We start from the raw sequence: 15,076 nt of genomic DNA on the forward strand, positions 1-15,076 counted from the left end.
CGAGCCGCGCCGCGGCGCGCCCGACCTCCGCCGAGTGTTGCCGTTCGCACTGAGCGTGTCGGTTCTCCGGGCAACGTTCGGTGCAAACGGAAACCGTCGACGAGCGACTCAGCCGCGACCGGTGAACTGCGGCTTGCGCTTCTCCTGGAAGGCGGCGAAGCCCTCGCGGTAGTCGGCCGTGTCGCAGAGGGCGGCCTGCGCGCGGTTCTCCTCGGACATCGAGGCCCAGAGCCCCAGCCGGTCGTCGCGCAGCGACGCCACGAGCATCTTCGAGGCGACGAACGCCTGGGTCGCTCCCGTCGCGGCCGCCCGGGCCGCCGCGCGGGTGGCATCCAGCACCTCGGTGGCTTCGAAGACGCGGCTGAACAGGCCCGAGGCGACCGCCTCGTCGCCCGTCATGAGCCGGCCCGTGACGATGAGGTCCATCGTCTTGTGGGCTCCGAGCCGCTCGACGAAGAGCGCGTGACCGCCCGAGTCGAGCGTGGCGCCGAGGTTCGCGAACGGCGAGCCGATCTTCGCGGTGTCGGCGACGTACACGATGTCGCTCGCGATGAGCAGGCCCAGCCCGACGCCGAGGCACGCACCGTGAGCGACGGCGAAGGTCGGCACCGGCAGGCCGGCCATCGTGTGCAGCAGCGGCTCGACCCGGCCGCCGAGGTAGCCGAGCACGTCGTCCTCACGCGGGTCGACGCCCGAGATGTCGCGGCCGGCGCAGAACGCACGCCCCTCGCCGCGCAGCACGAGGGCGCGCAGGTCGCCGGACTGCGCGAGCCGGCCCGCCTCGGCGTACGCCGCCGCGAGCTCGCCGAGCGCGTGCTCGTCGAGCGCGTTGAGCTTGTCGGGCGCGTTCAGCACGACCTCGCCGACCCGGGTCGTCCCGTCGACCGTGAACTCGATCATCGCTGCTCCACTCCTTCGTGCTGCTATCGCCGAGCGTTGCCGTTTGCGCCGAACCGGGCTGTTCGCTCGGCCACATTCGGCGCGAACGGCAACACTCGGCGGGCGTCGACGTCGGTGCGGGCGAGCTCGACCGCACCGCTACACGTCATAGTCGACCACGACGCGCTCGGACTTCGGGTGCGACTGGCAGGTGAGCACGTATCCGCGCTCGAGCTCGTCGGGCTCGAGCGCGTAGTTCTCAGTCATGTTCACGCTGCCCTCGACGACCCGTGCGCGGCACGTGCCGCAGACGCCGCCCGCGCACGCGAACGGCACGTCGGGGCGCACGCGCAGCGCCGCGTTGAGGATCGACTCGTTCGCCGACACGGGGCTCTCGACCGTCGACGACTGCCCGTCGAGGGTGAACTCGATCGACACCGTCTGCTCGCCCTGCTGCACGACGACGGGGCGACCGTGCCGCGGCTCGACCTGGTCGGCGTCGGTCGTGAAGAGCTCGTAGCGGACGTGGCCGACCGGCACCCCGCGCTCGGCGAGGGTGTCGCGAGCGAGCTGCACGAGCTCGAACGGCCCGCACAGGAACCACTCGTCGACGGTCTCGGGGCGGATCAGCACGTCGAGCATCGTGCCGAGCTTCTCGGCGTCGATGCGGCCCGAGAGCAGCGGCGCGGTGCGCTGCTCTCGCGAGAGCACGTGGTGCAGGGCGAGCCTCGACGGGTAGCGGTCCTTGAGTTCGGCCAGCTCTTCGAGGAACATCACGTCGAGCGTCGACCGGTTCGTGTAGACGAGCTCGAACTCGGATGTCTCGGAGCGGGCGAGCACGGCCTGCGCGAGTGCCATCAGCGGGGTGATGCCGGAGCCGGCCGCGATGCCGACGACGTGCTTGCCGTCGAGCGCGTCGAGGGTCGAGGTGAAGGTGCCCTGCGGGCTCATCACGTCGAGCGTGTCGCCGGCCCGGAGCTCGGAGTTCGCCCACGTCGAGAAGACCCCGCCGAGGTCGCGCTTGATCGCGACCGACAGGCTGCCCCGCTCGGGGGGACGGCAGATCGAATAGCTGCGGCGGCGCTCGTAGCCGTCGAGCTCCTTGCGCAGCGCGACGTACTGGCCCGGCAGGTACGAGTACTCGTCGGCGAGCTCGTCGGGCACGGCGAAGGTGACCTCGACCGAGTCGCTCGTGAGCGGACGCACCTCGGCCACCTCGAGCGAGTGGAAGCGAGCGCGGCGCCGCTTGGGCACGTGCTCGCCGCCCACCGTCGACGCGAGGAACGCCTCGGCGACCTGCTCGGGGCGGGTGGAGCCGAGGTTCTTCGCCGCCATCAGAGCACCTTGAAGTAGTCGAAGGGCTCGAGGCAGTCGCGGCACTCGTAGAGCGCCTTGCACGATGTCGAGCCGAAGCGGGCGAGCTCGCGGGTGTTGAGCGAGTCGCAGCGGGGGCACTTCACGCCGAGCTGCACGCGCACGGGCCCCGCATCGCGGGCCGCTGCGCGGCCGGTCGGCGCCTGGATGCCGTATCGGCGGAGCTTCTGCTTGCCGGCTTCGCTCATCCAGTCGGTGGTCCAAGCGGGGGCGAGCACGAGCTCGACGCGCACGTCGTCGTAGCCGGCGTGCGTGAGCGCGAGCAGCACGTCGTCGCGGATGGCGTCCATCGCGGGGCATCCGCTGTAGGTGGGGGTGATCTGCACGCGCACCGCACCGTCGTCGCCCACCTCGACCGAGCGCAGCACGCCGAGGTCCTCGATCGTGAGCACGGGGATCTCGGGGTCGGTCACCGTCGCGGCGACCGACCAGGCGTGGTTCTCGGTCGGTCGAGTGGCGCCCGACGTAGGAGGACGCGTATCGAGACCATCGGTGACAGCCGCAGTCACCACGACGCACCCCGATGCTGCCGGGCGAGCACCTGCATCTCGGCGAGCAGCGGCCCGAGTCGTTCGGTGTGCGATCCGCCGCGCCCGCCGCCCGACGCGGTGTACGCCGTGCGCCCGCTCGGCCGTTCGAGCTCTGCCTCGGCGAACACGGCGTCGATCGCCGCCTCGAACGCGGGTCGCAGCGACGAGGGCAGCACGGCGACGCCGTCGGCGGCGAGGCGCTCGACGAGGTCGTCGTCGGCGAAGAGCTCGTCGACGTACGGCCACGTGACGGTGACGCCCTCGATCATGCGGCGGCGCGACTCGTCGGTGCCGCCCGCGAGGCGCAGGGTCCACTGCACGGCGTGGTCGCGGTGGTAGTCGACCTCCTTCACGGCCTTCGCGGCGATCGCGGCGAGGGTCGGGTCGGTCGACTCGGTGAGCGCGCCGTACAGTTCGAACCAGTACAGGGATGCCACGAGCTGCCGCGCGATCGTGCAGGCGAAGTCGCCGTTCGGCTGTTCGAAGAGCCAGGCGTTGCGCCACTCGGGCTCGTCGCGCCAGTAGGCGAGATCGTCCTCGCTGCGGCCCGACGCGGTGCCCGCGTAGTGCAGCAGCGAGCGGGCGTGCCCGAGCAGGTCGAGCCCGATGTTCCCGAGCGCGACATCTTCTTCGAGCTCGGGCGCACGGGTGATCCACATGCCGAGCTGCTGGGCGTTGACGAGTGCGTCGTCGCCGAGGCGCAGGGCGTACTCGGCGACCTCGGGCGAGGCGACGCGGGCGATGCCGTCGGCCGCCGATCCGGCGAGCTCGTCGGCGAGCGCGAGCCGATCGACGGTGACGTCGCCATGGGCGGTGTCGCTCACAGGTGCTTCACCCCCTCGCTCTTCGTGTAGTAGACCGCATGGCGGTAGTTCTTGCCAGCGGGGCTCTCGAAGAAGGCGCCCTTCGCATCGGGGTCGCTCGTCGTGATCGCCACGGCCGGAACCACCCAGATCGACACGCCCTCGTTGCGGCGCGTGTAGAGGTCGCGCGCGTTGCGCACGGCCATGTCGGCGTCGGGCGCGTGCAGCGAGCCGACGTGCACGTGGCTCAGGCCGCGGTTGGCGCGCACGAAGACCTCCCACAGGGGCCAGGCCTCGGTTGCGGTCTCACCGGGAGTCGACATCACGCCACCGCCTTCTGCTTCAGCGCCTGCTTGCGTGCGTACTCGGCGGCGGCCTCGCGCACCCAGGCGCCCTCCTCGTGGGCCTCGCGGCGCCGGCGCAGCCGCTCGGCGTTCGCGGGACCGCGACCGCCGAGCACCTCGTTGAACTCGGTCCAGTCGATCTCGCTCATGTCGTAGGCCTGCTTCTCCTCGTTCCAGGCGAGGTTCGGGTCGGGGAGGGTGACCCCGAGCACCTCGGCCTGCGGAACGAGCATGCCGACGAAGCGCTGGCGCAGCTCGTCGTTCGAGAACCGCTTGATGTTCCACGCCATCGACTGCGCCGAGTTCGGCGACTGGTCGTCGGGCGGGCCGAACATCTGCAGGCTCGGCCAGTACCAGCGGTTCACGGACTCCTGCGCCATCTCGCGCTGCGCCTCGGTGCCCTGCATGAGCTCGAGCAGGATCTCGAACCCCTGCCGCTGGTGGAACGACTCCTCTTTGCAGATGCGCACCATCGCCCGCCCGTACGGCCCGTACGAAGCGCGGCACAGCGGCACCTGGTTGCAGATCGCGGCACCGTCGACGAGCCAGCCGATGGCCCCCATGTCGGCCCACGTCGGCGTCGTGTAGTTGAAGATCGACGAGTAGCGAGCGCGCCCCTCGATGAGCTGCTGCATCATCTCCTCACGCGAGATGCCGAGCGTCTGCGCCGCCGAGTAGAGGTACAGGCCGTGGCCCGCCTCGTCCTGCACCTTCGCCATGAGGATCGCCTTGCGCTTGAGGCTCGGCGCCCGCGTGATCCAGTTCGACTCGGGCTGCATGCCGATGATCTCGGAGTGCGCATGCTGCGAGATCTGGCGGATGAGCGTCTTGCGGTAGGCCTCCGGCATCCAGTCGCGGGGTTCGATGCGCGAGTCGGCGGCGATGATCGCGTCGAACGCGGCCTGGCCGTCGGCATCGGATGCCTCCCCGGTCACCGGGCGGAGGTCTGCTGGTGCGGTCATCATCGACTCCTGGGTTCTGCGGCGGTCGGCGGCGATCGGGCCGCGGCGCGTGCCGGGGCATCCTGATATTACCAACCGATCGTTCAGTTAGTATATATTCGATCTCGGCGTCGCAGCAACGGCGCCGCCGACTCGATGAGGAGTGCGAGATGACCGATGCCGACGCCGACACCCTCAACCGCGCGATGATGCAGCGCGACCGCGCCTCGGCCTGGCTCGGCCTCGTCGTCGAGCGCGACGACCCCGGCCACGCCGTCGTGAGCATGGTCGTGCGCGAGGAGATGACGAACGGCTTCGGCATCACCCACGGCGGCCTGGTGTTCGCCCTCGCCGACACCGCCTTCGCGATCTCGTGCAACGAGGACGACCGGGTCACCGTCGCCGCCGGCGCCGACATCACGTTCCTCAAGTCGACGCATGCCGGCCAGACCCTCACCGCCACCGCCGTGCGACGAACCCGTTCGGGCCGCACCGGCCTCTACGACGTGTCGGTCGTCGACGAAGACGGCGACGCGGTCGCCGAGTTCCGCGGCCGCTCGATCTCCACCAACCGCACCTTCTGATCCCCCGCACAGGAGCCACCGTGTCGACGACGACCAACGCCCCCACCACCAGCGTCTCCGTCTCGGGCCTGCAGCCGCCGGCGCTCGACGAGCTCGACCCCGAGGAGCGGCTGAGCCGCGCCGAGATCGAGACGCTGCAGCTCGAACGGCTGCAGCAGACCGTGGCGCACGCGTACGAGCACGTGCCCCTCTACACCCGCAAGTTCGACGAGGCGGGAGTGCACCCGCGAGACATCCGGTCGCTCGCCGACGTCGCGAGGCTGCCGTTCACGACCAAGGCCGACCTGCGCGAGACCTACCCGTTCGGCATGTTCGCCGTGCCGATGTCCGAGGTGGCGCGCATCCACGCCTCGAGCGGCACGACCGGCCGGCCGACGGTGGTCGGCTACACGAAGGGCGACCTGGAGCGCTGGGCGTCGCTCGTCGCCCGGTCGCTCCGGGCGAGCGGCATCCGCGCCGGCATGAAGGTGCACAACGCCTACGGCTACGGCCTGTTCACCGGCGGGCTCGGCGCCCACGCCGGCATCGAGGCCCTCGGCGCGACCGTCATCCCGATGTCGGGCGGGCAGACCGCTCGGCAGGTGCAGCTGATCATGGACTTCGAGCCCGACGCGATCCTCTGCACGCCGAGCTACCTGCTGACGATCGCCGACGCGATGGCCGAGCAGGGCATCGACCCGCGCTCGACGTCGCTCAAGGTCGCCGTGCTCGGCGCCGAGCCGTGGACGAACGAGATGCGCCACGAGCTCGAGCAGCGCCTCGGGCTCGACGCGCTCGACATCTACGGGCTCAGCGAGGTCATGGGCCCGGGCGTCGGCAACGAGTGCCTCGAGACGAAGGACGGCCCGCACCTCTGGGAGGACCACTTCCTGCCCGAGATCATCGACGGCGACACGGGCGCGGTGCTCGCCGACGGCGAGATGGGCGAGCTCGTGTTCACCTCGCTCACCAAGGAGGCGTTCCCGGTCATCCGGTACCGCACCCGCGATCTCACGCGCCTGCTGCCCGGCACCGCGCGCCCCGGCATGCGCCGCATGGAGAAGATCACCGGGCGCAACGACGACATGATCATCCTGCGCGGGGTCAACCTCTTCCCGACGCAGATCGAGGAGCTCGTGCTCGGCATCGAGCAGCTCACGCCGCACTTCGTCCTCGAGCTGACGAAGGAGGGGCGCATGGACGCGCTCACGGTGCGCATCGAGCGCCATCCCGACCTCTCGGTCGAGACGTGCGAGGCCGCAGCGGTCGTGCTCGCCCAGCGCATCAAGGTGCACGTCGGCTCGACGGTGGTCGTGCAGCTCGAAGAGCCGGGGGCACTGCCGCGCAGCGAGGGCAAGTACAAGCGGGTCTACGACCTGCGCAACGGGTGACGTCGGCGGGTCGGGGAGCGCGCGGCGAAGGAGCACGCGTCTCGGAACCCGAGGTGCGAGGATGGGGGCGATGAGCGAGAACGGAAGCCTGCGACGGGGCCGCCCCGGCTACGACCGGCAGGGCATCCTCGACGTCGCCGTGGCGGCGTTCAACGAGTTCGGGTACGACGCGACCTCGATGGGCGTGCTCGCCGAACGGCTCGGACTGTCGAAGTCGGCGATCTACCACCACTTCGCCTCGAAGGACGAGATCCTCGACCAGGCGCTCGAGGCCGCGCTCGGCGGGCTCGAGGGTGTCGTCGACGAGAACGACGCGGCGGGCGGCCGCGCGGCCGACCGGCTCGACCGGGTGCTGCGCGGTGCCGTGCACGTGCTCGTCGACGAATTGCCGTCGGTCACGCTGCTCCTGCGCGTGCGCGGCAACACCGACGTCGAGCGCCGAGCCCTCGCCCGACGGCGCGACTTCGACAAGCGCGTGACCGCGATCGTCGCCGAGGCCCAGGCCGAGGGCACCCTGCGCAGCGACATCGACGCGAGCGTCGTCTCTCGCCTCGCGTTCGGCATGATCAACTCGATCGTCGAGTGGTACCGCCCGGGCGGCCGCGAGAACGCCGACCGCCTGGCCGACGACGTCATCGCGATCGCGCTCGACGGCCTGCGCATGCCGACCGAGAACCGGGTCGAAGAGCTGCTGGGCTGACCCCGAGGCATCCATCGGCGGTGATCGCCGCCGACCGGCTCACGCCGTCGCGGCGAGCGGCGAGTGCGCGGGCACGGCCGAACGCTGGAACCACGCCCGCCGGGTGCCCCGCCCGAGGCGGCGGGAGTGCTCGCCCGTTTCGGCGAGGCGCTCGGCGATCACGCGACGCCGCTCGAGTTCGCGAGCGAGGCGCGCGTCGGCTTCGGCGGCGAGGTGCGGGAATGCGGTCTCCGAGATGTACATGGTGTCGACTCCTTCGATCGACACCCAGCCTCCGCCCTGAGGTGGGGGCGCGACATCAGGACATCGCCCTAACTTCGGCGAGGGCGGGCACTGAGGTACTCGCCCTCGCCCGCCGTCAGCCCGCGACGGGGGCGGATGCCTCGGTCTCGGCCTTCTTCGCGGCCGTGATGCCCTTGCGCAGCGCCATCATCAGCAGGATGAGTCCCGCGGTGACGATGATGTGCCCGAGGCCCGCGACGCCGGCGATCGCGGCGTTCGACTCCTCGCCGAGCACGGTGAGCGAACCGTGCCAGACCATCATCGCGCTCGTCAGCAGCACGCCCGCGTTGTAGACCCAGAAGAACCAACCGAACAGCGGGCTCGCGCTGAGGGTGAACGACTTCTCGAGCGCGAGCACGATGAGCATCACGAGCAGCCCGAGGGCGAGCAGGTGCGTGTGCACGACGGAGAGCTGCGTCGGGGCGCCCTCGAGGAAGTCGTTCGCCTTCGTGAACTCGCGGTAGTACAGGCCCGATCCGAGCCCGAGCACGACGTAGACGACGGCGGCGGTGAAGAGACGGTTCATGGATGTCGCTCCTTCGGTCGCGCCCGGTCGGCGCGTTCGCGCCCAGTCTGGCGCAGGCGCGCCGTCCGCCGCATCGTCCGAAGGTTCGAACCGGTCGCGCGACCTACGCGGGCTGCGGCTCCGTCCGCTCCTTCGCGACGAGCGTCAGCACGTCGTAGGTCGCGACGAGCTCGTCGTTCTGGTTCTTCAGCACCGCGTCCCAGCGCACCTCGCCGTACTCGTCGGTCTCGCGCGGCGAGATCTGCTTGGCCGTGAGTTCGACACGGATCTCGTCGCCTGGCGACACGGGCGTGATGAAGCGCAGGTTCTCGAGGCCGTAGTTCGCGAGCACCGGGCCCGGCTCGGGGTCGACGAAGAGGCCGGCGGCCCACGACACGAGCAGGTACCCGTGGGCGACCCGGCCGGGGAAGAACGGGTTCGCGGCCGCCGCCTCCTCGTTCATGTGGGCGTAGAACGTGTCGCCCGTGAAGTTCGCGAACGTCTCGATGTCGTCGAGGGTCACGACGCGCGGCGCCGACGCGACCTGGTCGCCGATGCGCAGCTCGGCGAGCGACTTGCGGAACGGGTGCGGCTCACCGCTCGCCTCGTACGGCCGGGCCGCGGCGCCCGCGTGCCACACGCCGGTGAGCGCGGTCAGCATCTCGGGCGAACCCTGCACCGCGGTGCGCTGCATGTGGTGCAGCACGGCGCGGATGCCGCCGAGCTCCTCGCCGCCGCCGGCCCGCCCGGGCCCGCCGTGCACGAGGTTCGGCAGCGGCGACCCGTGACCGGTCGAGCTGCGCGCGTCGTCGCGGTCGAGGAAGAGCACGCGCCCGTTGTAGGCGGCGATGCCAGACGCGAGCGCGACAGCGACGTCGGGGTCGTGCGTCGCGACGCTCGTCACGAGGGATCCGCCGCCCCTCGCCACGAGCGCGACCGCCTCGTCGAGCGAGTCGTAGCCGACGATCGACGACACCGGGCCGAAGGCCTCGACCTCGTGCAGCGCCGGGCTCGAGGCATCCGCGAACCGCAGCAGCACCGGCGAGACGAAGGCGCCGTCGGATGCCTCGCCGCGCGTGCCGTCGGCGAGGGTGACGGTGGGTGTGCCCGTCGACCCGACGACGACCTCGCCGCCGGCCTGCTCGAGGCGGCCCACCTGGCGCAGCACCTCGTCGCGCTGGGCGAGCGACGCGAGCGGGCCCATGGTGACGCCCTCGGTGCGCGGGTCGCCGACGACGACGCGCTCCGCGATGCGCGCGCGCACCGCGTCGATGACGGCGTCGATGGATGCCTCGGGCACGATCGCCCGGCGGATGGCCGTGCACTTCTGCCCGGCCTTCGTCGTCATCTCGACGACGAGCTGCTTGACGTACGCGTCGAACTCGGGGGTGCCGGCGACGGCGTCGGTGCCGAGCACCGAGGCGTTGATCGAGTCGGTCTCGCTCGTGAAGCGCACCCCGCCGGTCTGCACGGAATCGTGCGCCCTCAGCCGCTCGGCGGTCGACGCCGAACCGGTGAAGCCGACGAGGTCGCCGAGGCGCAGCTCGTCGAACAGGGTGGGCACGCTGCCCGACACCAGCTGCAGCGAGCCGTCGGGCAGGAGGCCCGACTCGACGAGGATGCGCACCATGTGCTCGGCGAGGTAGCCGGTGGGCGTCGCGGGCTTCACGACCGTCGGCATGCCGGCGAGGAACGCCGGGGCGAACTTCTCGAGCGACCCCCAGACCGGGAAGTTGAAGGCGTTGATCTGCACGGCGACACCCGGCAGGCGGGTGTAGATGTGCCGGCCGAGGAATGAGCCGTCCTTCGAGAGCGGCTCGACCGCGCCGTCGACGTAGACCTTCGCGTTCGGCATCTCGCGGCGGCCCTTGCCCGAGTAGGTGAAGAGCACGCCGATGCCGCCGTCGATGTCGACCCACGAGTCCTGCTTCGTGGCGCCGGTGCGGCTCGAGATCTCGTAGAGCTCGGCCTTGCGCTCGGTGAGCGCGAGCGCCAGCTGCTTGAGCAGCACCGCCCGTTGGTGGAAGGTCAGCTCGCCGAGGCTCGCCTGCCCCACCGTGCGCGCGTAGTCGAGCGCGGCGCCGAGGTCGAGGCCCTCGGTCGAGACCCGGGCGACGACCTCGCCCGTCGAGGCGTCGCGCACCTCGGTCGCGCCGGCCGCGGCATCGGCGTCGGGCGTCCACCACTCGCCGCGGACGTAGCTCGGCAGGATCTCGGTCATCAGTGAATCCTCTCGGGGGTCGGGGAGCGACGATGGAGCGTGTCGAGACCGCTCACGAGGCATCCCATCGGTAGAAGCCCTCGCCGGCCTTGCGGCCGAGCTTGCCCTCGGCGACCAGGCGGCGCAGCAGGGCGGGCGGTTCGAATCGGTCGCCGAGCGTCTCGGCGAGGTACTCGGCGATGCCGAGCCGCACGTCGAGTCCGACGAGGTCGGTGAGCCGCAACGGCCCGACCGGGTGCTTGTAGCCGAGCGTCATCGCGGCGTCGATGTCCTCGGCGCTCGCAACCCCCGCCTCGAGCATGCGGATCGCCTCGAGCCCGAGCGCGACGCCCAGGCGCGACGAGGCGAACCCCGGGGCGTCGGCGACGACGATCGGCGTCTTTCCGATGGCACGCACCCAGTCGCGCGCGTCGTCGACGAGCGAGGGGTCGGATGCCTCGCCGCGCACGATCTCGACGAGGGTCGAGGCCGGCACGGGGTTGAAGAAGTGCAGGCCGACGAACCGGTGCGGGCGCTCGAGCAGGGCGGCGAGCTGGTCGATCGAGATCGACGACGTGTTCGACGCGAGGGCGGCGCCCGGTGCGAGCACCGCCTCGACCCGGGTGAGGGCGTCGATCTTGAGCTCGAGGTCCTCCGGCACCGCCTCGACGACGAGATCGCAACCGGCGAAGGCGTCGACGGCGGTGCTCGTCGCGAAACGGGCGGCGTACGCTGCGACATCCTCGTCGGCGGTGCCGCGCGCGATCGAGGCGTCGACCGACTCGAGCACACGGGTCGCGGCGGCCGCCGCGGCATCGGCGTCGCGCTCGACGACGGTGACCCGCGAGCCCGCGAGCAGGAAGGCGTGGGCGATGCCGGCGCCCATGCGACCGCCGCCGAGCACGCCGACACGGCCGGGGGCACCAGAGGCGGTGCTCGACGAGGGAGTCATCTCGGGACCGCGGGACTCGTCGTTCACTGCTTCCTCTCCAGGAACTCGGTCATGCGCCGCATCTTCTCGGGGCTCTCGAAGAGCACGGCCTGCTCGTCGAGGTCGACCGCGGGGTGCGCCGAGCGCGGAGCGCGGAAGACGCGCTTCGTCGCCATCGTCGCGGCCCGGTCGTTGCGGGCGATGCGGTCGGCGACCTCGTGCGCGGCCGCGAGCAGGTCGCCGGCCGGGTGCACCGACGAGACGAGCCCGATCGAGAGCGCCTCGGCCGCGTCGATCGTGCGCCCCGTCAGCAGCAGCTCGGCCGCGCGGGCGTCGCCGACGATCTCCTTGAGGCGCCAGCTGGCGCCGGCCGCGGCGATGATGCCGAGCCCGGTCTCGGGATTGCCGATCTTGAGCGACGGGGTCGCGATGCGGATGTCGGCGGCGTACGCGAGCTCGGCGCCGCCGCCGAGGGCGTACCCGTCGAGGGCGGCGATGACCGGCATCGGCAGGTCGGCGATGCGGATGAAGGCGTTCGCGTTGATGCCGCGGCGGGCGTCGTGCGCGCGACGATCGCGGAGCTGGGCGATGTCGGCGCCCGAGGCGAAGACGCCGCCGGCACCGGTGATGACGAGGATGCGCGGCTCGGCCTCGAGCTCGGCGCACAGCGCGTGCAGGGCGTCGATCGTGGCCTGGTCGATCGCGTTGCGCTTCTCGGGCCGGTCGAGCGTGGCGACGACGCGATCGGCCGACCGCTCGACGCGGAGCGGCCCCTCGGCGACGCCGTTCGTCGAGTCGCCCATCACACGCGCTCCACGATGAGGGCCGAGCCCTGGCCGACGCCGACGCACATGGTCGCGAGGCCGTAGCGAGCGCCCTCGCGTTCCATGCGGCCGAGCAGGGTCACCACGAGACGCGACCCGCTCGACCCGAGCGGGTGCCCGAGCGCGATGGCGCCCCCGTCGGCATTGACGAGCTCGTCATCGAGCCCGAGCCGGCGGATGCAGGCGATCGACTGCGTCGCGAACGCCTCGTTGAGCTCGATCGAGCCGATCTCGTCGAGGTCGATGCCGGCCCGCTCGAGCGCCTTCTCGGTGGCCGGCACCGGTCCGAGCCCCATGATCTCGGGGGCGATGCCCGCGCTCGCGCCGACCACGATGCGGGCCCGCGGGGTGAGCCCGTAGCGCTCGACCGCGGCGGCGCTCGCGACGACGATCGCCGAGGCGCCGTCGTTGAGCGAGCTCGAGTTGCCGGCCGTCACGACCTCGCCGCCCGGCACGACCGGGCGCAACCGCGCCAGAGCCTCGAGCGTGGAGTCGGGCCGCGGTCCCTCGTCGACGAGCACGTCGCCGCGATGCGTGGGCACGCCGACGATCTCGGCCTCGAACCGGCCGGCGGCGATCGCCGCGGCGGCCCGATGCTGCGAGCGCAGCGCGAAGGCGTCGGCCTCTGCACGGGTGATGCCGTCGACGCGCGCGACCTCTTCGGCCGTCTCGGGCATCGAGTAGGTCGCCTTGTCGCGGGCGACGAGTTCGGGGTTCGGGAACCGCCAGCCGATCGACGTGTCGTACGCCGCGCCGGGCTTCGCCCACGCCGAGCTCGGCTTCTGCTGCACCCAGGGCGCGCGGGTCATCGACTCGACGCCGCCGGCCACGATGAGGTCGGCGTCGCCGGCACGGATCGCCTGCGCGGCCATCGTGATGGCCGACATGCCCGAGGCGCAGAGCCGGTTGACGGTGACGCCCGGCACCTCGTCGGGCAGGCCGGCGAGGAGCACGGCCATGCGGGCGACGTTGCGGTTGTCCTCGCCGGCCTGGTTGGCGGCGCCGAGGATCACCTCGTCGATCTCGGCCGCCTCACCGGGTGCGAGGCCCGAACGGCGCACCGCCTCGCCGACGACGAGTGCGGCGAGGTCGTCGGGACGTACCGTCGCGAGGGCGCCGCCGTAGCGACCGACGGGCGTGCGCGCCCCTCCGACGAGATAGGCCTCGGCCATGCGGCTCTCCTGACTGCGTTGTCCGACGGGGCACCGTGAGCACGGTATCGCCCGGTCGAATTCCTGACCGAGCGTTCGGGAAGTAATTATGTCACGTCGCGGCATCCGCCGCGACCTCGCGACCGCTCCGGCGAGCCTCGAAGACGACGGATGCCTCGGGGCGGCGTGCGCCCCGAGGCATCCGTGCTCATCGACGGTTCAGTCGAGCAGGTCGACGTCCTTCGTCTCCTTCACGAGCGAGACGCCCACGAGCGAGATGACGGCGGCGATCGCGATGTAGACGCCGATCGTCCACGAGGCGTGGAACTGGTTCATGAGCGCCTCGGCGATCATCGGGGCGAACGCGCCGCCGAGGATCGCGCCGAGCGCGTACCCGATCGAGACGCCCGAGTACCGCACGTTCGCCGGGAACATCTCGGCGTAGAGCGCCGCCTGCGGCCCGTACGAGAGGCCCAGCCCGAACGTCATCACGAACAGCGCGACGAAGTACCAGAGGATCTCGCCCGTGTCGATGAGGAACCACATCGGCACGGCCCAGAGCGCGAGGAAGACGTAGCCGATCTGGAACGTGCGCACGCGACCCAGCCGGTCGGAGACCCGGCCACCCCAGAGGGTGAAGATCAGCCAGCCGAACGAGGCGAGGGTCGTCGCGAGCAGCACCGTCGGGCGGTCCATGCCGAGCGCCGTGACCGCGTAGGTCGCGAAGTACGCGATCAGCAGGTAGCCGGCCGCGTTGTTCGCGATGAAGATGACCGCCGTGAGCACGACCTGCTTCGTGTTCTTGCGGAACAGCTGGCCGAGCGGGGCCGAGGCCTCCTTGCGGCGGCGCAGCAGCTCCTCGAACACCGGGCTCTCCTCGACGGCCTTGCGGATGACGTAGCCGACGATGATCAGCACGATCGAGAGCAGGAACGGGATGCGCCATCCCCACGCCATGAACGCCTCGGGCGACATCGAGCTCGTGAGCACCCACAGCGTGAAGGTCGCGAGGATCATGCCGATCGGCACGCCGATCTGCGGGAAGGCGCCGAAGAACCCTCGCTTGCCGTTCGGCGCGTGCTCGACGGCCATGAGTGCGGCGCCGCCCCACTCGCCGCCCGCCGAGAAGCCCTGCAGGATGCGCAGCAGGATGAGCAGGACGGGCGCCGCGATGCCGATCGCGGCGTAGGTCGGCAGCACGCCGATGAGCGCGGTCGACAGGCCCATCATGACGAGCGTGAAGACGAGCATCTTCTTGCGGCCGAGCTTGTCGCCGAGGCGACCGGCGACGACGGCGCCGAGCGGCCGGAACAGGAACGAGATGCCGATCGTCGCGAACGAGAGCACCTGGGCGAGGCCCGGGTTCGACTCGGCGACGGGGGCGAGGAAGAGCGGCGCGAGCACGAGGCCGGCGGCCTGCGCGTAGATGAAGAAGTCGTACCACTCGATCGAGGTGCCGACGAGGGTGCCGGCGAGGACCTTGCGTTCTTCGGCCGTGGTGCTTCCGGCCCGGGGGCGGTCGGTGACAGCGGTCATGCGAACTCCGTTGTTCAGGGGGCGGGCGGGGACAGGCCGGCCGGCGCGACCGGGACGCGTCGCGCCGGAGACCTATTTCCTGACCGATTGTTCGGTAGGGAATCCAGAGCGTATCGCATCCG

At 71.3% G+C, this 15,076-nt stretch carries 16 protein-coding genes; 3 read left to right on the forward strand and 13 right to left on the reverse strand.

The genetic code is table 11. From position 1 onward, the window contains the following. Positions 1–108: 108 nt before the first annotated feature. The 6 genes from ACFWGP_RS07900 to paaA form a co-directional block, all read right to left on the reverse strand. Positions 109–900 carry an enoyl-CoA hydratase/isomerase family protein gene (locus ACFWGP_RS07900; protein WP_231429797.1) on the reverse strand — a complete coding sequence of 264 codons (792 nt, stop codon included), beginning with the start codon at positions 898–900 and terminating at the stop codon, positions 109–111. 138 nt (positions 901–1,038) lie between these two features. Then, the gene (paaE, locus tag ACFWGP_RS07905; RefSeq protein ID WP_231429796.1) at positions 1,039–2,214 is read right to left on the reverse strand and encodes a 1,2-phenylacetyl-CoA epoxidase subunit PaaE; all 1,176 of its coding nucleotides are present in this window, start codon (positions 2,212–2,214) and stop codon (positions 1,039–1,041) included. After that, on the reverse strand, positions 2,214–2,762 hold the full coding sequence (gene paaD, locus ACFWGP_RS07910; protein WP_376930753.1) for a 1,2-phenylacetyl-CoA epoxidase subunit PaaD: 549 nt from the start codon (positions 2,760–2,762) through the stop codon (positions 2,214–2,216). The genes paaE and paaD overlap by 1 nt, the downstream gene beginning before the upstream one ends. Further along, positions 2,759–3,607: a 1,2-phenylacetyl-CoA epoxidase subunit PaaC gene (gene paaC, locus ACFWGP_RS07915; protein WP_275505268.1), complete on the reverse strand. Its 849-nt coding sequence runs from the start codon at positions 3,605–3,607 to the stop codon at positions 2,759–2,761. The genes paaD and paaC overlap by 4 nt, the downstream gene beginning before the upstream one ends. Beyond that, on the reverse strand, positions 3,604–3,909 hold the full coding sequence (gene paaB / locus ACFWGP_RS07920; RefSeq protein WP_275505267.1) for a 1,2-phenylacetyl-CoA epoxidase subunit PaaB: 306 nt from the start codon (positions 3,907–3,909) through the stop codon (positions 3,604–3,606). Before paaB ends, paaC begins: the two co-directional genes overlap by 4 nt. Next, on the reverse strand, positions 3,909–4,892 hold the full coding sequence (gene paaA / locus ACFWGP_RS07925; RefSeq protein WP_231429793.1) for a 1,2-phenylacetyl-CoA epoxidase subunit PaaA: 984 nt from the start codon (positions 4,890–4,892) through the stop codon (positions 3,909–3,911). Before paaA ends, paaB begins: the two co-directional genes overlap by 1 nt. Before the next feature lie 149 nt (positions 4,893–5,041). Here paaA and paaI point away from each other — a divergent pair, with 149 nt between their 5' ends. The 3 genes from paaI (at position 5,042) to ACFWGP_RS07940 (ending at position 7,525) form a co-directional block, all read left to right on the forward strand. Next, positions 5,042–5,455: a hydroxyphenylacetyl-CoA thioesterase PaaI gene (gene paaI, locus ACFWGP_RS07930; RefSeq protein ID WP_231429792.1), complete on the forward strand. Its 414-nt coding sequence runs from the start codon at positions 5,042–5,044 to the stop codon at positions 5,453–5,455. Positions 5,456–5,475: 20 nt separating this feature from the next. Then, positions 5,476–6,825 carry a phenylacetate--CoA ligase PaaK gene (gene paaK, locus ACFWGP_RS07935; RefSeq protein ID WP_374201087.1) on the forward strand — a complete coding sequence of 450 codons (1,350 nt, stop codon included), beginning with the start codon at positions 5,476–5,478 and terminating at the stop codon, positions 6,823–6,825. 70 nt (positions 6,826–6,895) lie between these two features. After that, a complete protein-coding gene (locus tag ACFWGP_RS07940; RefSeq protein ID WP_231429791.1) occupies positions 6,896–7,525 on the forward strand; it encodes a TetR/AcrR family transcriptional regulator in 630 nt (209 codons plus the stop codon). A gap of 39 nt (positions 7,526–7,564) precedes the next feature. Here the strand turns inward: ACFWGP_RS07940 and ACFWGP_RS07945 are convergent, their stop codons facing one another. From ACFWGP_RS07945 to ACFWGP_RS07975, 7 genes are all read right to left on the reverse strand, one after another. Then, entirely contained in the window at positions 7,565–7,792 is a 228-nt protein-coding gene (locus ACFWGP_RS07945; protein WP_231429790.1) for a hypothetical protein, read from the reverse strand. Positions 7,793–7,883: 91 nt separating this feature from the next. After that, positions 7,884–8,333: a DUF2871 domain-containing protein gene (locus ACFWGP_RS07950; RefSeq protein ID WP_275505266.1), complete on the reverse strand. Its 450-nt coding sequence runs from the start codon at positions 8,331–8,333 to the stop codon at positions 7,884–7,886. A 103-nt stretch (positions 8,334–8,436) separates the two neighbouring features. After that, entirely contained in the window at positions 8,437–10,533 is a 2,097-nt protein-coding gene (paaZ, locus tag ACFWGP_RS07955; protein ID WP_376930603.1) for a phenylacetic acid degradation bifunctional protein PaaZ, read from the reverse strand. A 52-nt stretch (positions 10,534–10,585) separates the two neighbouring features. Next, complete coding sequence (locus tag ACFWGP_RS07960; protein WP_376930754.1) at positions 10,586–11,464, reverse strand: 3-hydroxyacyl-CoA dehydrogenase family protein; 879 nt, start codon at positions 11,462–11,464, stop codon at positions 10,586–10,588. A gap of 23 nt (positions 11,465–11,487) precedes the next feature. Continuing rightward, the gene (locus ACFWGP_RS07965) at positions 11,488–12,246 is read right to left on the reverse strand and encodes an enoyl-CoA hydratase/isomerase family protein (RefSeq protein WP_231429787.1); all 759 of its coding nucleotides are present in this window, start codon (positions 12,244–12,246) and stop codon (positions 11,488–11,490) included. Further along, positions 12,246–13,439, reverse strand: coding sequence for an acetyl-CoA C-acyltransferase (locus ACFWGP_RS07970; protein ID WP_231429786.1), 1,194 nt, complete (start codon positions 13,437–13,439; stop codon positions 12,246–12,248). Before ACFWGP_RS07970 ends, ACFWGP_RS07965 begins: the two co-directional genes overlap by 1 nt. A gap of 198 nt (positions 13,440–13,637) precedes the next feature. Then, entirely contained in the window at positions 13,638–14,954 is a 1,317-nt protein-coding gene (locus tag ACFWGP_RS07975; RefSeq protein ID WP_231429785.1) for an MFS transporter, read from the reverse strand. Positions 14,955–15,076: the final 122 nt, after the last annotated feature.

The organism is Agromyces sp. NPDC127015 (assembly GCF_042725165.1).
In the GTDB taxonomy this organism is placed as follows: Bacteria; Actinomycetota; Actinomycetes; order Actinomycetales; family Microbacteriaceae; genus Agromyces; species Agromyces chromiiresistens.